This window comes from Arthrobacter sp. EpRS71 (assembly GCF_001512285.1).
GTDB lineage: Bacteria > Actinomycetota > Actinomycetes > Actinomycetales > Micrococcaceae > Arthrobacter.
In genome coordinates this window covers 745,451-766,524 of the sequence record NZ_LNUV01000006.1, presented here as the reverse complement: position 1 = coordinate 766,524, position 21,074 = coordinate 745,451, and the positions used below count along the sequence as shown (strand labels likewise).

At 63.7% G+C, this 21,074-nt stretch carries 18 protein-coding genes; 12 read left to right on the top strand and 6 right to left on the bottom strand.

Translation table 11 applies throughout. The features are described from left to right. Positions 1–29: 29 nt before the first annotated feature. Positions 30–932 (bottom strand): NAD(P)-dependent oxidoreductase, encoded by a 903-nt coding sequence (locus AR689_RS13750; RefSeq protein WP_062071010.1) that lies wholly within the window; start codon positions 930–932, stop codon positions 30–32. Positions 933–957: 25 nt separating this feature from the next. Beyond that, on the bottom strand, positions 958–2,460 hold the full coding sequence (locus AR689_RS13745; protein ID WP_062071009.1) for a four-carbon acid sugar kinase family protein: 1,503 nt from the start codon (positions 2,458–2,460) through the stop codon (positions 958–960). A 129-nt stretch (positions 2,461–2,589) separates the two neighbouring features. Between AR689_RS13745 and AR689_RS13740 the strand changes: the two genes are divergently transcribed. The 3 genes from AR689_RS13740 to AR689_RS13730 all read left to right on the top strand — a co-directional run bounded on the left by AR689_RS13740 (position 2,590) and on the right by AR689_RS13730 (position 5,492). Further along, positions 2,590–3,429, top strand: coding sequence for an alpha/beta fold hydrolase (locus AR689_RS13740; RefSeq protein WP_062071007.1), 840 nt, complete (start codon positions 2,590–2,592; stop codon positions 3,427–3,429). 75 nt (positions 3,430–3,504) lie between these two features. Beyond that, entirely contained in the window at positions 3,505–4,206 is a 702-nt protein-coding gene (locus AR689_RS13735; RefSeq protein ID WP_062071005.1) for a FadR/GntR family transcriptional regulator, read from the top strand. Between the two features lie 137 nt (positions 4,207–4,343). Continuing rightward, positions 4,344–5,492: a Fic family protein gene (locus tag AR689_RS13730; RefSeq protein ID WP_156424603.1), complete on the top strand. Its 1,149-nt coding sequence runs from the start codon at positions 4,344–4,346 to the stop codon at positions 5,490–5,492. Positions 5,493–5,517: 25 nt separating this feature from the next. Here the strand turns inward: AR689_RS13730 and AR689_RS13725 are convergent, their stop codons facing one another. Next, on the bottom strand, positions 5,518–6,441 hold the full coding sequence (locus tag AR689_RS13725) for an AraC family transcriptional regulator (RefSeq protein WP_231745520.1): 924 nt from the start codon (positions 6,439–6,441) through the stop codon (positions 5,518–5,520). A gap of 218 nt (positions 6,442–6,659) precedes the next feature. On the opposite strand from AR689_RS13725, the gene AR689_RS23345 reads away from it, so the two are divergent. From AR689_RS23345 to AR689_RS13695, 7 genes are all read left to right on the top strand, one after another. Continuing rightward, positions 6,660–6,818 (top strand): hypothetical protein, encoded by a 159-nt coding sequence (locus AR689_RS23345; protein ID WP_197412881.1) that lies wholly within the window; start codon positions 6,660–6,662, stop codon positions 6,816–6,818. Positions 6,819–6,934: 116 nt separating this feature from the next. Beyond that, the gene (locus AR689_RS13720; protein WP_062070999.1) at positions 6,935–7,723 is read left to right on the top strand and encodes an SDR family oxidoreductase; all 789 of its coding nucleotides are present in this window, start codon (positions 6,935–6,937) and stop codon (positions 7,721–7,723) included. A 40-nt stretch (positions 7,724–7,763) separates the two neighbouring features. Next, entirely contained in the window at positions 7,764–9,005 is a 1,242-nt protein-coding gene (locus AR689_RS13715; protein ID WP_062070997.1) for a styrene monooxygenase/indole monooxygenase family protein, read from the top strand. A 27-nt stretch (positions 9,006–9,032) separates the two neighbouring features. Continuing rightward, positions 9,033–10,787: a flavin reductase gene (locus AR689_RS13710; protein WP_062070995.1), complete on the top strand. Its 1,755-nt coding sequence runs from the start codon at positions 9,033–9,035 to the stop codon at positions 10,785–10,787. A gap of 27 nt (positions 10,788–10,814) precedes the next feature. Next, positions 10,815–12,482 carry a phytoene desaturase family protein gene (locus AR689_RS13705; protein WP_231745519.1) on the top strand — a complete coding sequence of 556 codons (1,668 nt, stop codon included), beginning with the start codon at positions 10,815–10,817 and terminating at the stop codon, positions 12,480–12,482. A gap of 7 nt (positions 12,483–12,489) precedes the next feature. After that, positions 12,490–13,296, top strand: a complete 807-nt coding sequence (locus AR689_RS13700; protein WP_062070994.1) for a cyclase family protein — start codon at positions 12,490–12,492, stop codon at positions 13,294–13,296. After that, the gene (locus AR689_RS13695) at positions 13,293–14,969 is read left to right on the top strand and encodes a thiamine pyrophosphate-binding protein (RefSeq protein ID WP_062070993.1); all 1,677 of its coding nucleotides are present in this window, start codon (positions 13,293–13,295) and stop codon (positions 14,967–14,969) included. The genes AR689_RS13700 and AR689_RS13695 overlap by 4 nt, the downstream gene beginning before the upstream one ends. A 15-nt stretch (positions 14,970–14,984) precedes the next feature. Here the strand turns inward: AR689_RS13695 and AR689_RS13690 are convergent, their stop codons facing one another. The 3 genes from AR689_RS13690 to AR689_RS13680 are packed head-to-tail and all read right to left on the bottom strand — an operon-like array spanning position 14,985 to position 18,456. After that, the gene (locus tag AR689_RS13690) at positions 14,985–15,992 is read right to left on the bottom strand and encodes a LacI family DNA-binding transcriptional regulator (protein ID WP_231745518.1); all 1,008 of its coding nucleotides are present in this window, start codon (positions 15,990–15,992) and stop codon (positions 14,985–14,987) included. 17 nt (positions 15,993–16,009) lie between these two features. Then, on the bottom strand, positions 16,010–17,599 hold the full coding sequence (locus tag AR689_RS13685) for a glycoside hydrolase family 43 protein (RefSeq protein ID WP_231745517.1): 1,590 nt from the start codon (positions 17,597–17,599) through the stop codon (positions 16,010–16,012). Beyond that, positions 17,596–18,456, bottom strand: coding sequence for a DUF6807 domain-containing protein (locus AR689_RS13680; protein WP_062070988.1), 861 nt, complete (start codon positions 18,454–18,456; stop codon positions 17,596–17,598). The genes AR689_RS13685 and AR689_RS13680 overlap by 4 nt, the downstream gene beginning before the upstream one ends. Before the next feature lie 315 nt (positions 18,457–18,771). On the opposite strand from AR689_RS13680, the gene AR689_RS13675 reads away from it, so the two are divergent. Then, entirely contained in the window at positions 18,772–20,085 is a 1,314-nt protein-coding gene (locus AR689_RS13675) for an ABC transporter substrate-binding protein (protein ID WP_062070985.1), read from the top strand. 33 nt (positions 20,086–20,118) lie between these two features. Further along, complete coding sequence (locus AR689_RS13670) at positions 20,119–21,066, top strand: carbohydrate ABC transporter permease (RefSeq protein WP_062070983.1); 948 nt, start codon at positions 20,119–20,121, stop codon at positions 21,064–21,066. Positions 21,067–21,074 lie beyond the last annotated feature (8 nt).

Genomic DNA, 21,074 nt, shown 5'->3' with positions numbered 1-21,074 from the left:
CGTCGTCGCGGGTTCTTTGTTGGGGGTGGTTAGGCGGTGCGCTTGGAGGGCGCAACAACCTTGATGACGGCGGAGTCGTCGGCGGCGGCGAGGCCCTGGGCCTGGCCGAGAAGGTAAAGCTGTTCAGCAGCGGCAGCAACGGGTGCGGCGAGGCCGGCGGCCCGGGTTGCCTTGCCCACGATGCCCATGTCCTTGACGAAGATGTCCAGGCGGCTGAGGACCTCGGCACCATCCTCGGTGTAGGCCTCGAGGATGCGCGGGCCGCGGTTGGACAGCATGAAGGAACCGGCGGCGCCTGCTTCCAGCGCGGCGAGGGTCTTGGCTTGGTCGAGGCCGAGGGCGTCTGCGAGGGCCATGGCTTCCGCGGCGGCGGCGATGTGGACGCCGCACAGGAGCTGGTTGACGGTCTTCAGCGCCTGGCCATCGCCGGGTTTGTCGCCCACGATGCTCAGGGTGGAGGCCAGCAGCTCAAGGGCGGGGCGCGCCCTCTCGAGTGCCTCGGGCTCGGCGCCCACAACGATCAGGAGGTCGCCTTCGCCGGCACGCTTGGGGCCGCCGGACAGCGGAGCGTCAACCAGGGCGACGCCGTATTCGGCCAGCTTGGCGACCGTGGCGGGGATGGCTTCGGTGCCCACGGTGCTGCCGAGGATTACGACGGCGCCCGGCTTCAGCACCGAGGCCACGCCGTTCTCGCCGAAGAGGACATCGTTGAGCTGCTCGCCATTGCGGACGGCCAACAGCAACGCGTCGGCGTCCTGGGACGCTTCGCGGGCTGAAGCGAAGGTTTTGATACCGGCCGCTGCTGCGAGTTCCAGGCGGGGTTCGGCAATGTCGAAGCCGTGGACGGTCAGCTCGGAGGCGAGCCGGGTTGCCATGGGCAGGCCCATGGCGCCGAGGCCCAGGACGGTGACGGTGTAGTTGCTGCTGGTCATGGTGTTCTCCATTGAATTTTGGCTGTCAGAAAGTGGCGCTGAGCTTGCGGGTGACGTGCGTCAAGGACTGGTCGTCGCCCACGTTGCCGGCGAAGACGATGTACGGGATGCCCTTTGCGGGGCCGTCCACCGGCTCCCACAGCGAGACGATGCCCGGGAGCATGGGTCCGCGGACAATCGCGTGGCGGATTTCCAGGCCGTGCGCGGCGACGTCCGAGGACGTGATGCCGCCCTTGGCGATGACGAACCGCGGCGGGAAGGTCTTCAGTGTCCGGTTCACCACGGCGACGACGGCGGCCGAGACGGTGCGGGCGATCTTCAGGCTCGCTGCGGCGTCGTCGGTTTTGATGAGCAGGCGGCTGGTGTGGACTATGACGTCGCCCTGGTGAAGGGCGTCCACGACGTCGGACACGACGGTTTCGATGTAGGCGTCAGCTTCTGCTTCGCCCTCGGTTTTGGTTCCGGCAATGAGCTTCTCGACGTCGATCTCGATGGTCCGGGCCGAGCTGTGCGCGGCTGTGAGGTCATTGAGTTGCCGGGTGGTGACGCCAACGTGGGAGCCCACCACAATCAAGCCGCCCGCTGTGGAGGGAGTGTTGCCCGCGAAGGCTTCCTCGGACGTCAGCGCCGTACGGATCTCCTGCCCGATGCGGCCCCTGACGAAGGGCGGACCAACACGGTAGAGGAGTTTCTTGCCGCGGCGTTCTGCTTCCTCCAAGCCCAGGGCGAGGGCACGGAAGTCGTTCTCGGTGACGATGTCGGCCACGATCGGCGTGGAATTGGTGGCGGATTCCAGGGCGTCGGCGATCGCTTTGGCGGAGATGGTGGGATCCTGCGCGGATGCTCCGGCGCGGATGATGTTCAGGTCCAGGACGATCACGTCGCTGGCCGGGAATCGGCCCTGCGACTTCTCCTCCACATACTTGGCCATCTCGGAGTTGGCGAAACCAAAGCTCGCGTCCTTGGCGAATTCCGTCTCCGCAACAGGGGTGAGGGAGCCGGCGTCGCCACGCATGTAGTGCACGCCGCCGATGGTGACGCGTCCGGCGTCGGGGAATGCGGGAACGATCACCACACCGTCGGTGGCTTCACCTGTCTCGGCGGCCACGGTGGCGGCGATGACGTCCGGTTCCAGCGGGTAGTGGCCGCGGAGGGTGGAGTCGCTGCGGCTGACGAAACCCAGCGCCAGACCCGCGGGCGCTGCTGCCGCCAATGCATTACGCACGATTTCCTCGTTGCGCGCGGCGGCTTCGGCCGGGTCGAGGCTGCGGGTGTTGGTGAGGACGTAGACAGCAGGCTTGGTCTGGTTCTCACGGATGTGGGTGAAAGCCCAGGTGAAGTCCGCGACGTCCCAACGGGTGAGCACGGCCAGATCCGCCACGGATTGCGTGCCGGTGGGGTCGTCGTCGAGGACTACCAGGACGCGGGGAGACGTTGCCGAGGACGCAGCTACGGCGTCGGCAACCAACTGAGCAGGAATCTGGACTTCCGCCGGGAAAGCGGCCAGAACGTCGGCTTCAAGGGTCACTGTGCACTCCATCGTGGGAAATCTCTGTAGCGGTTTGGTGAATGTAAGATGTCAGACATCTAACATTTGAATTAGTGTGACACACGGCTCTTGACCGCGCAAGGTGCTGCGCATCACTAGGCTGGGTGGATGGCTGACAGCGTTGTTCCGCTCCCGTTCGTGAACGTTCTCACGCCTGCCATTCCCGCAGGTCAGCCCGTTCCGGCAGTGCTGATCCACGGTTGGGCCTCCGGTTCCGTGTACTGGGAACCCCTCGCCAAAAAATTGCTCGACGCCGGCCGGGAGGTCTGGATTGTGGACCTCCCCGGCTACCACCCGGGCGAGGAATTGCCGCCGGACTTCGAATGGACCCTGGACTCGGCAGCGGCTTCGGTGGCAGCAGCCCTCGACGCCCGGAGTCCCGCGCCCGCAGGCCGGGACGCGGTGCCCGTCAGCCGGGATGCGGTGCATCTAGTGGGACATTCGATGGGCGGCAGTGTTTCGTTGACACTCGCGGCAGCCCGTCCCGACCTGGTGGCCTCACTGACCTTGGTGGGCATGGCGCCCGTGCCGCAGAACCAAGGGTTCAAGACGGTGCTCAGCTCGCAGCTGGACCAGGGATTCTTCGATTCCGGGACCATAGCCAAGCTCATGCACGCCTGGTACGGGGAGCTGCCCGCAGCAGACATGGTGCGGCTCAGCGCCGGATTCAGTACCCCCTTCCCGGTTCTGTCCGCCAGCGCTGTGGCGGCCATGTCCGGCGTCGAACCTTCAGTGCCGGGGCGCGTCCACGCGCCACTGATGGTGATCGCCGGGACGGAAGATCGGGTGCGCCCTATGGAACAGATGCGCGCATTTGTGGCCGAAAGCCCGGCTCGCCGGTTGAAAGCCATCCCGGGCGCCGGCCATAACGTCCACTGGGAACAGCCCGAACACTGCGCACAGGCACTTGCTGAGTTTTGGGAAACAAGCTGGCCACCGCCAGCGTAAGATGTCTGACATCCACCCGTCCCGAGGGAAATCCGAGGGGAGCCGGGCGGTCAGAAGTACAGGAAATGGGGATACATGGCACGTAAGTCGCTGGTAGGCGTCGTCGCTGATGAGCTGCTGGACCGCATCATCGCGGGCGAGTTTCCGCCCGGAACGGTTGTACCGGGCGAGCTGGAGCTCAGCGCCAAACACGAGGTGAGCCGCATGACCGTGCGCGAGGCCATGAAAACGCTCGAGGCGCAGCGGATTCTCAGCGTCGAACGCGGCCGCGGAACCTTCGTCAACCCCCTCAATCAGTGGGCATCCCTGGAAGCCGTGCTGCGTGCCGCCTCCGAAGGAACCAAGGACGCGGCCGCCGCGATCCAATTGATCGAGCTCCGCAGGATGCTCGAAACCGGCGCATGCGAACTGGCCGCCGAACGCATTACCGACGCTGAGCTCGCCGCACTCCGGGACCACGTGGAGAAGATGCAGGCCTCCCACGAAGTCAACGACCTCGCAGGGTTTGTCGAAGCCGACCTCGCCTTTCACGACGTCATCCTGCACGCTTCCGGCAACGTCTTTGTGGCCGTGCTTTTCGAACCCCTGCATAGGGTACTGGAGGCCCGGCGCGCTGAGACTTCAGCGTTCCCCGAGATCCAGGAACACGCGATAGGACATCACCGGAAGATCGCCGCGGCTTTGGAATCCCGCAATCCGCAGGAAGCGCGGCTCGCCATGGACGCCCACATGCAGCAGACGCTGGACGATCTGAAGACGTACGTGCTGGAGGCGTGACAGGCAGACAACACCTTAAGTGTTGGGCGCAGCTGATTTAAATCTTGCACTGGCGCGGGATCAGAGAATCCTTGATTTTTACGGCAGAATTGCCTCATGCTCTTAATTGTTGCTGTCGCCCTTCGAAAGTTCTGCGCGTGAGACCACTTGAGTTTCCCGAGTTTCCCTTTAGCTCTCCGTTGGCGAAAGCCATCATCCAACTTGAACGGGTTCGCGCAGCTTTAGGGGAAGGAACCACCCCTCCCGAGGTCTTCGCGCAGCTCCGCACTCTGTTTCAATTGCTGTCGAGCATCATGAGCGCACGTATCGAAGGCAACCGCACGTCAATTGTCGATGCTGTTGCCGGTGTTCAGCACGCGAACCGCACTGACGTCGCGACGGACGATGGGGTCCAAGAAATTGTCCAGCTTCAAGAAGCAACAGCCTTCGTCGACTCCGCCATTGACCGGGGGACGGCACTGACGCATGGGTTCGTCCGGGAGCTGCACCGCATATCCGTTACCGGCTTAGTACGCGAAGGGGACCGCACGCCTGGCGCTTACAGACTCGCCGATGTCATCATCAGTGGCTCGGCGCACCGACCCCCACCGCCGGGGAGCGTGCACGGTGACATGACGGCACTCCTGGACTTCATCAATGAAGATGTGGATCAGAACTATGAGTTGCTGAAGATCGCACTTGCCCACCATCGGTTCGTCTGGATTCATCCTTTCGGCAATGGGAACGGTCGAGTCGGGAGACTCCTGACGTACGCAGCCATGCGACAGCAAGGGTTCTCCGACGCCGCTGGATACGGAGCCCTCAACCCAACGGCCGTATTTGGGGAGAACCGCGACCTCTACTACGAACGGCTCGAAGACGCCGACTCCCTCGAACCCGAATCTTTGATTCGCTGGTCGAATTACGTCTTGGAAGGATTGTTGACGGACCTCAGCAGATTGGTGAAACTCGGCAACAAGGACTTCGTCACGGAAGGTCTCCTGATTCCCGCTATCGAAAGAGGCCTTGCGTCATCGCGCTTTACCGGAGAAGAAGCCCTCGCCTTGAAAATCATCGCGCGCAGAGTCGAAGTGAAGGCGGGAGACCTTAGTTCAGCGTTCACGGGCTCAGCCGCGACACGAAGCCAAGACATTCGAAAACTCTTGGACCGCGGAGTCATTGAACCGGTCGCGGAAGGCAAGAGATCCTACCGGCTTCGCCTCGCCCCGAGTGAGCTAACACCCCTCCTGGTTCGGGAGCTGGATCGGCTGGGATTCCTGCCCCGCATTCTGCGCGATTCACAATGATCTCCGCGGCTGCAGATGCCCTTGCCTAGCGGCGCAGGCTCTCGCTGGGCAGCTCGCCGAAGGCCTTCACGTAGAGAGCAGAGAAGCGCCCCTGGTGCGTGAAGCCGCATAGCTCAGCCACTGCCGTGACGCTCTGCTCGCGGGGGTTCGCTTCGAGAAGCATCTCCCGGGCACGGTCCAGCCGGATACTGCGCAACAGCTCCGACGGCGTCGCACCGGTTTCCGCCCGGAGGGCTGTTTGCAGCGTTCGGACTGAGACACCCAAGCACTCGGCGATGTCCGGCACGGTGAGTTCCTCGAAAGCATGCCGCTCCAACAGCTCGCGGCATTCCCGGACCAACCGGCTTTCAGACTCGGCATCCCGGATCTCACCACTGGGCAGCTCCATCGCCATCAGCAAGCGTGACACCATGCTGTCCGCCAGCAAACCCTGCACAAACGCGGGAGCCGCGGCCCGTGGCTGGCTGATCATGTCGTCATGAAGCTCGACGACGGACCTCAAGAATGCGCGGCCGGCGGCACCTGAAAGGTCCATGCCGTAGCCCAGATCCACGGCGCTGTTTCCGTACAACTGCCCGGCCACCCGCTCCAGTGCGGAGCGCCTCACGTAGACAATCAGGTGCGGACTGCCGCCGTCCCAGCTCATGGAAAATGGGCGGTCGATAGGCGGAACCGTGGCCATGCGGGGACTGGATTCCACCGTGCTGGAGCCCACTTGCATGGAAGCGTGTCCGGCCAACGGGATCTGGACCAGATGGAAATCCTGCAAGCCCTCGGGTTCAATCCGAACGTCGGCCCCGTAATCCAGGAATTCGATCCCAACGTCGCCACGGTGCAAGGAACGCAGCTTCATGTCCATCAAGGATGTGCGCGTCCGCGGGGCGAGCTCATGGCTGCAAAACAGCTCCGCAATCTTGGCATGCGCCTCGTCCACATTGGTTGTGGCCATAGTTGGCTGCCCGCGCAAAACATCACGGGCAAGAATCCTGACCATCCGCCACCTACTTCACGGGTCATTGCGTCACACGGTTTTGGAGCTTTTCGTCTTTCGGATGATCCCCGCGCCAAGTGGATATTCCGGAGTGCAACGTCTGTCTAGAGTCGCTTTTAAGACAAGTATGACGCAGCTCACAAACCATACCAACAGCCGAAGCGAGGTGAGGACCAGTGAAGAACATCAAGGTGGTACATGACCGCAGGGACGAATGGGACAGGAGCCACTTCGAACTCTGGGCGGCGGAGCTTCAGGCCAGGGAAATCCACCTCACTTCCGCGGCATGGGTTGGTTGGCACGAGGAAGAGGAAGACCCTGCGTCATTCGGATAATTGCCGCGCCAAGTGGATATTCCCTCCGGCAGTGGCTGCCTAGAGTCGCTTACAGGATCAAATATGACGCACGTCATATTTACGTAACATCGTCATCGCGGGAAAGGGTTCGGCACATGTCAGCACTCCAGGGCAGGACAGCAATTGTTACCGGCGGAGCCACCAAGGTTGGCCAGGGCGTGGTCACCGCATTGCGGGACGCAGGAGCCACGGTGGTGGTGGCGGATATAGACCCCGACGGCGCCTCACTCACCGCCGGGCTGGGCGCAGGAATCACCTACTCCCATACGGACATCACTGATGATGACGCCGTGAACCTGCTGGTCAGCGGCACGGCTGCACAGCACGGAAGCGTGGACATCCTGGTGAACCTCGCCTGCACTTACAAGGACGACGGCGCAGCCTCCGGGCGAGCCGACTGGCTCGAAGCACTCAACGTCAACCTGGTCAGCGCCGTGGTGGCGAGCAACGCGGCCCGCCCCTACCTCAAGGCGTCCGGCCACGGCGCCATCATCAACTTCACCTCCATTTCCAGCTCAGTAGCCCAGACCGGCCGCTGGCTCTACCCCGCCAGCAAAGCAGCCCTGGTCCAAGTCACCCGGAGCATGGCCGTGGACTTCGCAGCGGACGGCATCCGGGTAAATTCCGTGAGCCCCGGCTGGGTGTGGAGCAACATCATGGACTCGCTCAGCAACGGGAACCTCGAGAAGACAGACTCCGTGGCCGCCCCGTTCCATGCACTCAAGCGCGTGGGCCGACCGCACGAGGTGGGTGACGTCGTCGCGTTCCTCGCCGGTGACCAAGCCAGCTTCGTAACCGGCGCGGACTGGGCTGTGGACGGCGGATATTCCGCCCTGGGCCCGGAACGCGCTGAAGAAACCATTCCCCTGCTTGCCTCCAACTGACCACCGCAACCAGACCAGACCAAGAGAAAAGGGAAACATCATGACGCAACGCCACATCACCATCGTCGGCGCCGGCCAGTCCGGACTGCAGCTCGGCATCGGACTGCTCGATGCCGGCTACCAAGTGACCACGATCTCCAACCGCACACCCGAAGAGATTGCCGGGGGCAAAGTAGCCTCCAGCCAGTGCATCTTCCACAACGCCCTGGAGCACGAGCGGGACCTCGGGCTGGATTTCTGGCCGGACGCGCCAACCGTGGACGGGATCTCCTTCACCATCCCGCACCCCGAACTGCCGGGCGAGAAAGCCATCAGCTGGGCTTCCCGCTTGGACAACCACGCCAAGTCCATCGATCAGCGGGTCAAGTTCCCCAAGTTCATGGAGGAGTTCACCGCACGGGGCGGCGAGCTGGTGTTTGAAGATGCCGGCGTAGCTGAGCTGGAAAAATACACGCAGAACTCGGATCTGGTGATTGTGGCGGCCGGCAAGGGTGAGATCGCCCAACTGTTCACCCGCGACGCCGAACGCAGCACCTACGACGCACCGCAGCGCGCACTGGCCCTGACCTACGTGAAGGGCCTGAAGCCGCGGGAAGAGTACTCCGCGGTCTCGTTCAACCTCATTCCCGGCGTTGGCGAATACTTCGTCTTCCCGGCACTGACCACGTCCGGCCCTTGCGAAATCATGGTCTTCGAAGGAGTCCCGGGCGGGCCCATGGATACGTGGAAGGGCCTGTCCCCCGAGGAACACCTGGAGAATTCCAAAAACATCCTCAACACCTTCCTGCCGTGGGAAGCCGAGCGTGCCACGGATGTGGAACTGACCGATCCCAGCGGCGTGCTTCAGGGACGTTTCGCACCTACCGTCCGCCACCCGATTGCCACGCTGCCCAGCGGCAGGCAGGTACTGGGCCTGGCCGACGTCGTGGTGTTGAACGATCCCATCACCGGGCAGGGTTCCAACAACGCCAGCAAGTGCGCGGCGTCGTATCTGGCCAGCATCATCGCCCACGGCGGACAGACCTTCGATGCACCGTTCATGCAGGCCACGTTCGAGCGCTATTGGGATTACGCGCAGCACGTTGCACACTGGACAAATGCCCTCCTGGCTCCACCGCCGCCCCACGTCCTTGAGCTTCTGGGTGCTGCGAACACTGAGCCGGACATCGCGCACCGCTTCGCCAACGGCTTCAACCACCCGCCGGAGTTCCAGAACTGGTTCATGTACCCGGACAAAGCTGCTGATTACCTGGCCGGCCTCACCGCCGCCAAGGTTTCTTAGCACAGCCCTGCTAAGAAGGACTCCGTTATGCGCAAGATAGCAATTATTGGTGCCGGCGAATCCGGCGCCCAACTGGCCCTCGGCCTCCAACGGGACGGCTTCGCGGTGACACTCCTGTCCGATCGTTCGGCAGCCCAGATCCGCACCGGCAAAGTCATGTCCAGCCAGTGCATGTTCCCCACAGCCCTGGACGCCGAAGCCCAGATGGGGACGGCGCTCACCGGCTTCTACGAGTCCGGATCCGTCCCGGGCATCACCTCCATCCGGCTGCGAGTAGATGCTGATGAACCCATCGAGTGGGAAGCTCCCCTGGACGGTCCCGCCCGGTCCATTGACCAGCGCATCAAGAGTGCCCTCTGGATCGAGACGTTTGTTGCAGCCGGTGGTGACTTCCGCATTGAGAAGGTCACCCCGCGCATGCTCGAAGAACTCGCCCATGACTACGAACTGGTCATTGTCAGCACCGGCAAGGGCGAGATCGGCCAGATCTTCCCGCGGGACAAGGCGAAGTCACCGTTCGACCGTCCGCAGCGAGTACTGGCTCTCAACTACGTCACGCCCGACGGCGGTGCTGCCGCCGGATCGTCCGCCGCCGGTACCGGCGGCGGGGGCGACGCCATCCGCATGTCCATGGTCCCCGGCGTCGGGGAGTTCTTCACGTTCCCGGGCCTGACGGTCTCCGGCCCCTGCCGCATGATGGTGTTCGAAGGCGTGGTGGGCGGCCCCATGGACCGGTGGACCGACGTCGGGACCCCGGAGGAACAGCTCGAACGTTCGCTGGGAATCCTCCGCGAGCACTTCCCGCACGAGGCAGAGAACTTTTCCGGCGCGGAGCTGACGGATGATGGCGCCACGCTCCTGGGTCGCATCACCCCAACAGTGAGGTCTGCCGTGGGGGAGCTCGGCAACGGGAAGTTGGTGTTCGGGCTCGGCGACGCCGTGGTCCTCAACGATCCCCTCACCGGGCAGGGCTCCAACAACGCCACCCTGGCAGCGAAGTACTACCTTGACGCGATTGTTCGCCGCGGCCGGCAGCCCTTTGACCGTTCATGGATGGAGCGCACGTTCGACGAGTTCTGGCGCGGCTGGGGGCAATGGGCGGTTGAGTGGACCAACGATCTCCTCAAGCCCCGAAGGGACCACCAAAAGACGCTGCTGAGCGAAGCGGCCGACCATCCGGCACTGGCAGCAAGCATTGTGAGCGGCTTTGATGACCCCCGGACGTCGTACCCTTGGTGGTTTGACTCCGCTGCTGCCGCGGACTTCATGCAGGCCCGGAAAGAAGAGGACACCTCGGTCTTCGATGTCCGCGATTTCCGGAGTGCCTTGGGCCAGTACGCCACCGGCGTCACCGTGGTCACCACCGTGGCGGCGGACGGCCGAAAAGTGGGCCTGACCGCCAATTCGTTCACCTCGGTGTCCATGGAGCCTCCGCTGGTGCTCTGGTGCCCCAGCAAACGGGCACCGAGCCTGGGTGACTTCGAGGACGCAACACACTTTGCCATCAACATCCTGGCCAGTGACCAGCACGTCCTGTCCCGCCAGTTCGCAACACCGGCCACGGACAAGTTCGCCGGCGCGGAAACCACCGAAGGAATCGCCGGGGTCCCGTTGCTGAACGGCGCCGTGGCAACGTTCCAGTGCCGCACGGTTTCGCGACATGACGCCGGGGATCACGTCATCTACGTGGGTGAAGTGGAAAGCTACAAGCACGACGGCGGCGCTCCCCTGGTGTTTCACGCGGGCAAGTACCACGCCACCGCCAGCCATCCGGATTTCTAAACGGCTCCTCTTGTGAAAGGTGCGGACATGGACGATTCAGGTGACATGGATGGCTCGGTGGATGTGGCCATCATCGGTTCCGGCATCAATTCTTTGGTGGCGGCGGCAGAGTTGGCCTTGGCCGGGAAGCGCGTGTGCATCATTGAGCGCTCGGACCGGCTGGGAGGTTTCATTCATTCTGCCGAGCGAACCCTTCCGGGCTTCATCCACGACTCCTTCTCCTCATGGCATCCACTGTTTGTGTCCGGTGGTGCCTACGGGGCGCTGGGCCAGGAGCTGCATACCAGGGGTTTGGAGTATTGCAATACCTCCGGCCCGGTGACGGCCAGTGTTGCCGCGGATCCGGTGAGCGCGGCCCACCGCGTGGTCATCGCCGAGCGGGACCCGGCCCAAACGGCTGCCGCTTTCAAGGAGCCGCGCGATGAAGCCGCGTATCTGGCCATGTTGGACGATTTGGGCCGCAATGCAGGAACCGTGTTCGGGGCTTTCGGTGCCGATCTTCGCTCCTTTGGGGAGGTGGCCAGGATTGCGTTTGGCGCCGTACGCCGCGGGCGCTTCCAAGGGACGGAAGCCTTCGTCCGGGATTCCGTGATGAGCGGCCGGAATTACGTCCGCAGCCGCTTTGATGGTTGGGAAGCGGACCAGCTGTGGTCACCGTGGCTCCTGCACGCAGGACTCGGCCCGGACCAGGCCACCGGCGGGGTGATGCTCCCGGTGATGGCCATGAGCATGCACAGTTTCGGGCTCCCCATTGTGAAAGGCGGGGCTTCCAGGTTCGTGGAGGCTTTTGAGTCCTTGCTGCGCGACAACGGGGCACGGATCATGCTGGGCGCGGAGGCCGAGGAAATCCTGGTGGGCTCCGAGAGTTCAGCGAAGGGCGGCTCCGTCACCGGCGTCCGCACTTCGCAGGGTGTGGTTTCCGCCGGAACCGTGCTCGCGAACGTTTCGCCCCAGGCCCTCTATACCCGGCTTCTTCGCCAGCCACCGGCCGGCACTGCCGAGGCCGCCGAACGCTACCAAAACGGCCGCGGGGCCATGCAGATACACCTCGCCTTGGACAAGCCGGTTGAATGGCTCGATCCCAGGCTCAACAACGTCCCGCTGGTTCACATCAGCAATGGCTCGGACAGCACCGGGATTGCCTGCGCCCAAGCCGAAGCCGGACTGTTGCCCAACGAACCCACGGTGGTGGTGGGCCAACAGTGCGTGCTGGATCCATCACGGGCTCCGGAAGGAAAGGCCACCCTGTGGTTGCAATTGCAGGAAGTGCCGTTCGCCCCCGTAGGCGACGCCGCGGGCGAGCTGTCCGTCAGCAACGGCTGGACTGACGAGTTGAAGCGCGGATATCTGGAGCGGGTCCTTGCCCGGTTGGAGCACTTCGCCCCGGGAACCAAGGCAACGGTTCTTGCTTCAGACATCCTTGCCCCCACGGACCTGATGTCCGCGAACCCCAACGCCGTCAACGGCGACCCCTACGGCGGATCGGCCGAGCTCTTCCAAAACCTGCTCTGGCGGCCTTTCCCCGGGGCGGCAGGCCACCAAACCGGCGTCGAAGGCCTCTGGCACATCGGCGCATCCACCCACCCCGGCCCCGGACTTTCCGGCGGTTCCGGCCACTTGGTGGCCCAAAAACTGACCGCACCGCCCTCACCACTTTCCCGTCTTCAAGCAGCACTTAAACCAAGCAAGCGATAGGAGAACAATGTCTGTTCTGGCCGGGCTCACTGCAGCCCTTTCGAGTGGTTCAGTGGAAATCATCGATCTCACCACACCCCTCAGCTCCGAGACCCCCATCCTGAACCTGCCCCAGCCGTTCGCGAACACCGTGGGCTTGTCCGTATCACCGGTAAGTAATTTCGACGACGCCGGTCCCGCCTGGGCGTGGAACGACGTCACCGTGGGCGAACACGCCGGGACGCACCTGGATGCTCCGGTTCACTGGATCACGGGCAAGGACGGCAAGTCCGTGGACCAGATTGAACCGCACCGGCTGGTGGGCCCCATTGTGGTGATCGACAAGACCACCGAGGTTTCCGCGGATCCGGATTTCCTGCTGGAACCGGAGCATTTTGAGCAGTGGCAGTCTGAGCATGGGTTGTTCCCGGAGAACTGCTGGGTGATCTTCCGGACCGGTTGGGCGGCCCGGGGCGCTGACGCTGCGGCTTTCGTCAACGCGGACGACGCCGGACCCCACACTCCCGGGGTCTCTGCGGCGGGTGCCAAGTGGCTCGCCGGAAACGCTTCGATCTCCGGTTTTGGTGTGGAGACCGTGGGCATCGACGCCGGGCAGGCCGGCGGACTGGATCCGATGTTCCCCGTTCATTCATTCCTCCTCGGTGCGGACAAGTACGGCGTGACCTCACTGCGGAACGTGGACCGGCTCCCCATCACGGGCGCCACGTTGGTGGTGGCACCGTTGCCGATCGTCGGCGGAACAGGCAGCCCCAGCCGCGTGTATGCACTGGTGGAACAAGATGTGGTCGAAAAAGATGCGGCGGAGACGGCATGAGCGAGCACATACGGGTTTCCACGCTGGTGGGCAGGACGCTGGCGAAGCTCGGCGTCGGGCACGTGTTCGGGGTGGTGGGCAGCGGAAACTTCGATGTCACCGGCACCCTCATGGCCGAGGGTGTGCCGTTCACAGCAGTCCGGCACGAGGGCGGTGCTGCCACCATGGCGGACGCGTACTCCCGGATGTCCGGGAAGGTGGGAGTGGTCACCACCCATCAGGGGTGCGGACTCAGTAACGCCATCACCGGAATCGGGGAAGCAGCGAAAAGCCGCACCCCCATGATCGTGCTGACCGCCGACACCCAGGCTGCAGCGATCAGGTCCAACTTCAAGATCGACCAAGACAGCCTGGCCCGCAGCGTGGGCGCTGTCGCCGAGCGGATCCACTCCCCCGCCACAGCCGTGGCAGACACCGTCAGGGCTTACCGAACAGCGGTCAACGAGCGCCGCACGGTGGTGCTGAGCCTGCCGCTGGACATCCAAAGTGGCGCGGCGGCCGACGAGGCGGGTGCCGTCGTCGTGCCTGAACCGTTGAAGATCCGCCCTGACGATGCCGCCGTTGAGCAGCTGGTGGCGCTGATTTCCGCCGCTGAACGGCCCGTCTTCGTCGCCGGACGCGGAGGACGCGGTGCCCGGGACGAAATCCTGGAGCTGGCACGTCATGCCGGCGCACTGGTGGCCACCTCGGCAGTGGCGAGCGGGCTGTTCAACGGCGACTCCCATAATCTGGGTATCTCCGGCGGCTTCTCATCCCCTGTCACGGCGGAACTCATCAGCGGAGCGGACCTGATCGTGGGGTGGGGTTGCGCCCTGAACATGTGGACCATGCGGCACGGACGACTCATCTCCGCCGGCACCACAGTGGTGCAGATCGACGTCGAAGATGCCGCGCTCGGCGCCAACCGGCCCATCACCCTGGGCGTGCTGGGCGATTCGGCGCTGACGGCTGCCGATGCCCTGACGGCGCTGCGGTCTGCGCAGCCCGAACCCGCCGAGAAGTACCGCACCGAAACCAATGCCCTGGCCATCAAACAGAGCTCACGATGGCGGGACGTGCAGACCGAAGACCTGTCCACGGCAACCTCCATCGATCCACGCGTCCTCACCCGCGAACTGGATTCGCTGCTGCCTTCCGAGAGGATCGTGGCCGTCGATTCGGGAAACTTCATGGGCTACCCCAGCCAGTATTTGGCCGTGCCTGACGAGTTCGGTTTCTGCTTCACCCAGGCATTCCAAGCGATCGGGCTTGGCCTGAACACCGCGATCGGTGCTGCCGTGGCGCAACCTCGGCGCCTGCCCGTCCTAGGGGCAGGTGATGGCGGGTTCCTCATGGGAATCAGCGAACTGGAGACCGCCGTCCGCCTGAAATTGCCGCTGGTATGCATCGTCTACAACGACGCAGCCTACGGAGCAGAGGTGCACCACTTCGCCTCCGAACACTCAGAAGCCGAGCTCGCCAGCGTGGTCTTCCCGGAGACGGACATCGCCGCGATCGCCCGCGGATTCGGCGCTGAAGGAGTGACCGTCCGGTCCGTGGGCGACCTCGATGCTGTGCGCCCATGGATCGCGGCCTACGAAGCCGGAACGCAGGACCGTCCCCTGGTGATCGACGCGAAAATAGCCTCCGACGGCGGCTCGTGGTGGCTCGCCGAAGCATTCCAAGGCCACTAAGACGGGAACACCGTCCTACCCGGGTGGGGCGGTGCTCCCGCGCACTACCAGTTCCGTTGCCACCTCAAGTGCCGCTGAAGTAGCGAGTCCCTGCTGTTCGATCTGCTCCGTGAGCATGCCCACGGCCATGGACGCCAACTGCGCGAGAGGCTGCCGGACCGTGGTGAGCGGCGGTGACGTGAGAGCTGCCTGGGCGATGTCGTCGAATCCCACGATGCTGAGGTCGGCGGGGATTTTCAGGGACCGCTGCCCGGCGGCGTTCATCACGCCGAGGGCCTGCAGGTCGCTGCCCGTGAAAATCGCTGTTGGCCGCTCCGGCAGGTCCAGGAGCTCCCCGCCCAGGCGAAGCCCGGACTCGATACTGAAATCGCCGTCCCGCACGAACTCGGGGAGCACCGGCAGCCCGGCTTCGTGAAGGGCAGCCGCGTAGGCGGCGTAACGGGCGCGTCCATGACCCGGGCTGTGGACGCGGCCGGTAATGATGCCAATGCGCTCATGCCCCAGTTCCAGGAGATGGGACACCGCACGCAGTGCTCCCGAGAACGACGCCGGGCTGACGCTGGGTATCTGCAGGCCCTGGGAGCCTTCGGGGTCGATGGCGACGGCGGGAATGTTCATCGTCCGCGCCTGCTCCACCAACGGTGAGCCCTGCCGCGGAGCCAACAGCATCACGCCGTCGAGGCGGTTGCCGGAGGGCTCCCGCAGTTTCTGCCAGTTCTCCGCGGTGGCGTTCACGGCTCGGGTGTAGGCCACGGTGTAGCCAAGGCGTGTGGCCGCAGCTTCCACGCCTTCCATGGTTTCCAGGACCCACGGAGAATCAAAGTTGTTCACTACCAGTTGAAGCAGCCCAGGTTCGCTGGGCGAGTTCCGCTTGGTGTAGTCGAGCTCCTCCAAGGCCTGCTGGACGCGGGCGCGGGTTGACTCCGAAACATGCGAGCGCCCGTTCAGCACCTTGGAAACAGTGGGCACGGAAACGCCCGCGGCTGCGGCCACATCTGCGATCTTGGGGCGCGGAGTGGTCAACGGGGCGGTCCTTGAACTCATGGGGATACGGGAGCGGCAATGCGCTGGGTGGTTGCCCGGCGGACCGGCGCAGTATCCACCCGCACGGGTCCCACCCTAACACTGCCGTGTTCACGCGAGCCCAGGGGTGACGCAGTGAAGATCCCCAGCTCAGCACCGATCCACCGCCCCTCAACAACGTCGAAATCCCAGATGGGAATCTGCCATGGATCCGTGGGTCCAACCCGCCAGGCAAACGTGGCCCTTGGGGTCTCATCCGTGCGGATCTGGAGCTCAATGCTGGGGCCGGGAAGTGCCACAGCGCGTCCCATCTGCTGCTCGTGCGGACCTTCGCTCCCGGTGCCGCTACCCAGGACGTAGCCGTCTTCGGTGCGCACCATGCCCAGCCAGGCGTACCGCTGGCCCAAAACCACGACGCCGGCCCGGGTACCCACAGGCACATCGTCCAGTTCCAGGGTGGTGGTGAAGGTGGACGGCTCGCCGGGGAGGATTTGGGCCAGGACGTTGGGAAGTTCCCGGAGGTTGATGGGATCGTTGGCCTGCGGACGCAGAATCAGGTGCCCTCCTCCACAGGTGGAAAGCCATTCGTCCCGGGGGTTGGCCTGCCAATGCCACTGCGGACGCAGGCCGGGGGACGTGAAGGTGTCGCTGGACGGCGGGGCAACGTCCTCAGGTGAAGTACCCACCGGGTAGGGGTGGCTTAACACCGGGGTTCCCGGTCCGCCGTCGTCCGCTGTTTTGCCCATCCACGGCCAGCCGTCTTCGCCCCAACCCATCGGCTGGAGATGAACAACCCGGCCGTACGCCCCCCGGTCCTGGAAGTGCAGGAACCAGTCTTCGCCGTCGGGAGTGGTGACCCAGGCGCCTTGATGCGGGCCGTTCACCGGCGAATCGCCCTGCCCCAGGACGCGCCGTTCTTCGTAGGGTCCAAAAGGCGAGCGCGAGCGGAACACCGACTGCCATCCGGTGGCAACACCGCCTGCCGGAGCAAAGATCCAGTACCAGCCGTCGCGCTTGTAGAACTTGGGACCCTCCAGGGTGGTGAACCCCGGAAGCTCCTCGCCGTTGATGACGTGGGTGCCGTGATCCAGGAGCCGGGAGGCGTCCGGGCTCATCCGATGTACCGTGAGCCGGTTCTTGACCCCGATCCTGCTCTTGGCCCAACCGTGGACCAAATATGCGGTGCCGTCCTCATCCCACAGGGGGCAGGGGTCAATGAGGCCTCGGCCGGCATAGAGGAGGTGGGGCGCGCTCCACGGTCCTTCCGCCTGCTCTGCGCTGAGCACAAAAATGCCGTGGTCCGGGTCCGGATAGAAGATCCAGAACTTGCCATCGTGGTGACGCAGCGCCGGAGCCCACACGCCACTTCCGTGCCTCACCAGCGAATAGTGGTTCGTTTGAGGCAGTTCCGGGAGTGCGTGGCCGGCGTGCTCCCAATCCACCAGGTTGCTGGAGCGAAGCACCGGGAGCCCGGGCACCCGGTTGAAGCTGGAGGCGATGAGGTAGTAGATGCCCTCAACCTGGACTGCATCCGGGTCCGGCCAGTCGCCGTTGAGGATGGGGTTGTTGTAGACGGGGATGCGGTGTCGATTTCCCATATTTGTCATGGTGTCCTGTCCGGAGAGCTGCTGAAGTGCTGGAGAAGGAGTTCTTCCACGTGGTGGCTGCTGGATATGTGGCCGTCGTGGATGACGGCGTGGAGGCTGAGTTTGAGTGGCCTGTCCCGGTCCACCAGGGCGGCCTCGCTCCACGCAACCGCGGGTCCGGCACCGACGTATCCCTCAGTGCGGACAAACCAAGGATGAAGTTCGGCGGGGTTTTGCGCGAGGACGACGCTAACGTGGCGGCCTTGCTGCCGGGTGGTCACCACGAGCCACGGGGAGAGCGAGCCGTGGGCCGTTTCCGTTCCGGTGCCCTGCGAGCACAGCACGCCCGCCGGGCCGTCCCCGGCGGGGAAGCGCCAGAAGATTCCGCCGTAACCGGCGCCTTCGCGTCCCTTGACCGCCGACGACGAGACCCACAATTGCTCCACGTCACCTGCGGGCTCAATCAAGGAGTCAAAGGCCAGGCTCCAGGAATTGGGGTCCGGGTGGTCCTGGCAGGTGTAGCTCCGCTGTTCCCTGGCCAGTTCCTGCCCACCCATGTCCATCCACGTGACAGTCCCGCTCGCCTGCCCGGGTTGGTGGCTCCACCCGGAGGTGACTTGACGGCCGTGATTGGCCAGAAGGGCAGGGCCGTGCCCGGTGTAGGTGGATCCGCCCCAGAAGTTGCTTCCGTTCACGTCCGAGAACGCGAGCGAGAGGCCCAAGTGGTGCGGGTGGTCGTCTGGACCGGCTTCCGTAAGGGGCGCGCCGGCCAAAGTGTGGACGGGGTGCAGGTAGGGCCTGGGAGCCAGCACCGTTGCCAGGTCAACGCCACTGTTGACCCGCGCCACGGTTGCGCCGTGGAGCTGGAAACTGCCCATTGGGCCTCCTTGCGGTGAGTGCGCTGGTGATGGCAGCGCGGTTGCGTGGGTTCAGCATAAACAGAACAGAAAGAACTCGGCAACTCTTTGCGAAAGTTTCTCGATAAAACTTTCCGCATAACGGCGATGATGTGTTGACAGTCACAGTGAATTATTGCTAGAAATCGTTTACTCAGTATTTTTTCTCCTCGTTTTGGCCTCAGTGGGGGCCGTTGCCTCGCCAAAAACTCGTAGAACTTCAGAAAGTTTCTGCCGGGAATGCTTGAAAACCCTGTATTTACGTCCCTAGATCGGGCACCAGAAAGGCGTCATTCAATGAAGAAGACAGCAAACACTCCCATATCGCGCAGGCTTGTCCTGGGAGCCGCGATGGTGGCGGCAGGACTGACGATCAGCGCCTGTGGAGGTGGAGGCGCAACGTCCTCCGGCAGCGGCGGCGGCAACGTGGAACTGAACTTCGTCTTCTGGGGCGACGCCAACCGGGCCAAAATGACCGAAGCTGCCCTGCGGATCTTTGAGAAGAAGAACCCGGGCATCACCGTCAAGACCGAGTACCAGGACAGCGCACCCTACGCCGATAAGCTCGCAACCCGCTTTGCCGGCGGCAACCCGCCGGACGTCCTGGCCATGGCCAACCGCAGTCTCCTTGAGTACGCACAGCGTGGCACCCTCGCGGACCTCAAGTCATTCCCGGAGCTGAACTTGGACAAGGTCCCGGAAACCACCCTCAGCCGTGGTGAGGTTGACGGCAAGCTCTACGGCCTCGCTACCGGCGTGACCACCATCGGCATGGTGGTCAACAAGACCATCACGGACCAGGCTGGCGTCACCATCCCTGACGACAAGACCTGGAGCTGGGAGGACTACGCCAAGTTCGCCACCGAAGTCACGCAGAAAACCGGCGGGAAAGTCTACGGAGCTGGCTACGACGTCGCCACGGAAACGGGACCCATCATGCTCGCGCGCCAACGCGGTGAGGATTTCTACACCAAGGACAACAAGCTCGGCGTCAGCGAGAAGACCATCGAGGACTGGTTCCAGTACAGCGTGGACCTCCGCAAAGCCGGCGGCTATCCGCCCGCAGGGTTCTTTGAGCAAATTGGCGGTTCTCCGGCGCAGTCCTACCTCGCGAAGGGCACGGTCGCTTCGCAGATCATCCCCATCAACAACTTCCGTGGGTACAACGAGGCCGTTGAGGGTGAGGTTGTCCTGCTACGCATCCCGGGGGAAACCAGCGGCGAGCGCCGTGGCTACTCCGCCGACCCCACCATGCTGTGGTCCATCGCGGCCAAGTCCAAGCACCCCAAGGAAGCGGCCAAACTGGTGGACTTCCTGACGAACGACGCTGAAGGGGCCGCGGAGGTCCTCACCCAGCGCGGCGTCCCCATCAACCCGGCGGTGGCCGATTCCATCACCCCCAAGCTGAGCGCGGATGACAAGACGTTCGTGGACCTGATGGCCGCCATCCAGGAAGACGACTTGCCGCCCGCCTACGTATATCCGAAAGGCGCAAGCGTTGTAGCCGATACCCTCAAGCAGCTCACCACTGAAGTGGAGTTCGGCCGGATCAGCCCCGCGGATGCGGCGAAGACCTTCATGGAGAAGAGCAATGCAGCAATCAACAAGTAGGCCCGCAGCTACTTCCGAGGGGGTCTTGGCGCCATGACAGTTCTGACCAAGCAGCCGCCCGGAGCTCCGGCGCCAGCCGCGGCAGGCGGCACGCCGCGCATCCGCCCGTCCCGGCGCAGGAAGCAGCGCTCTGGATACCTTTTCCTTCTCCCGTGGTTCCTGGGGATGTTGTTCACCGTCATCCCGTTCTTTGCCTCGCTGTACCTGGCCTTTACGGACTACAACCTCTTCACTGAGCCCAACTTTGTGGGTCTTGCCAACTTTCAGGCCATGTTCGAGGACCCACGGCTCATTCAGTCGCTGAAGGTCACCTTCATTTACACCTTCGTGTCAGTGCCGATCTCCCTGGCTGTTGCCCTGCTGGTTGCACTGGTTCTGAACCGGGGACTTCAGGGCCTCTCGATCTACCGCTCTGTTTACTACCTGCCCTCCCTGCTGGGTGGCAGCGTGGCAATCGTGATGCTGTGGCGCTACATCTTCGGCAACGACGGAATCGTCAACGGCTTCCTGGGCATCTTCGGAATCCAAGGCCCCGCATGGGTCACTGACCCCCAGTTCTCCCTCAGCACACTCATTGTGCTGAACGTTTGGACGTTCGGCTCCCCCATGGTGATCTTCCTTGCCGGACTGCGGCAGGTCCCCGGGATGTACTACGAAGCTGCCTCGATTGACGGGGCGTCCAGGTGGCGGCAGTTCCGCAGCATCACGCTGCCCCTCATCAGCCCCATTATTTTCTTCAACCTCATCATGCAGCTCATCGGCTCGTTTCAGACGTTCACCCAGGGCTATGTGATGAGCGGAGGTACCGGGGGCCCGGCGGATTCCACGCTGTTTTACAACCTGTACCTGTACCAGAAGGGCTTCACCGAGTTCGAGATGGGGTATGCCTCGGCCATGGCCTGGCTGCTGTTGATGATCATCGCGATTTTCACGGCCATCAATTTCATCGCATCCAAGTTCTGGGTCTTCTACGACAATTAAGGCAACCC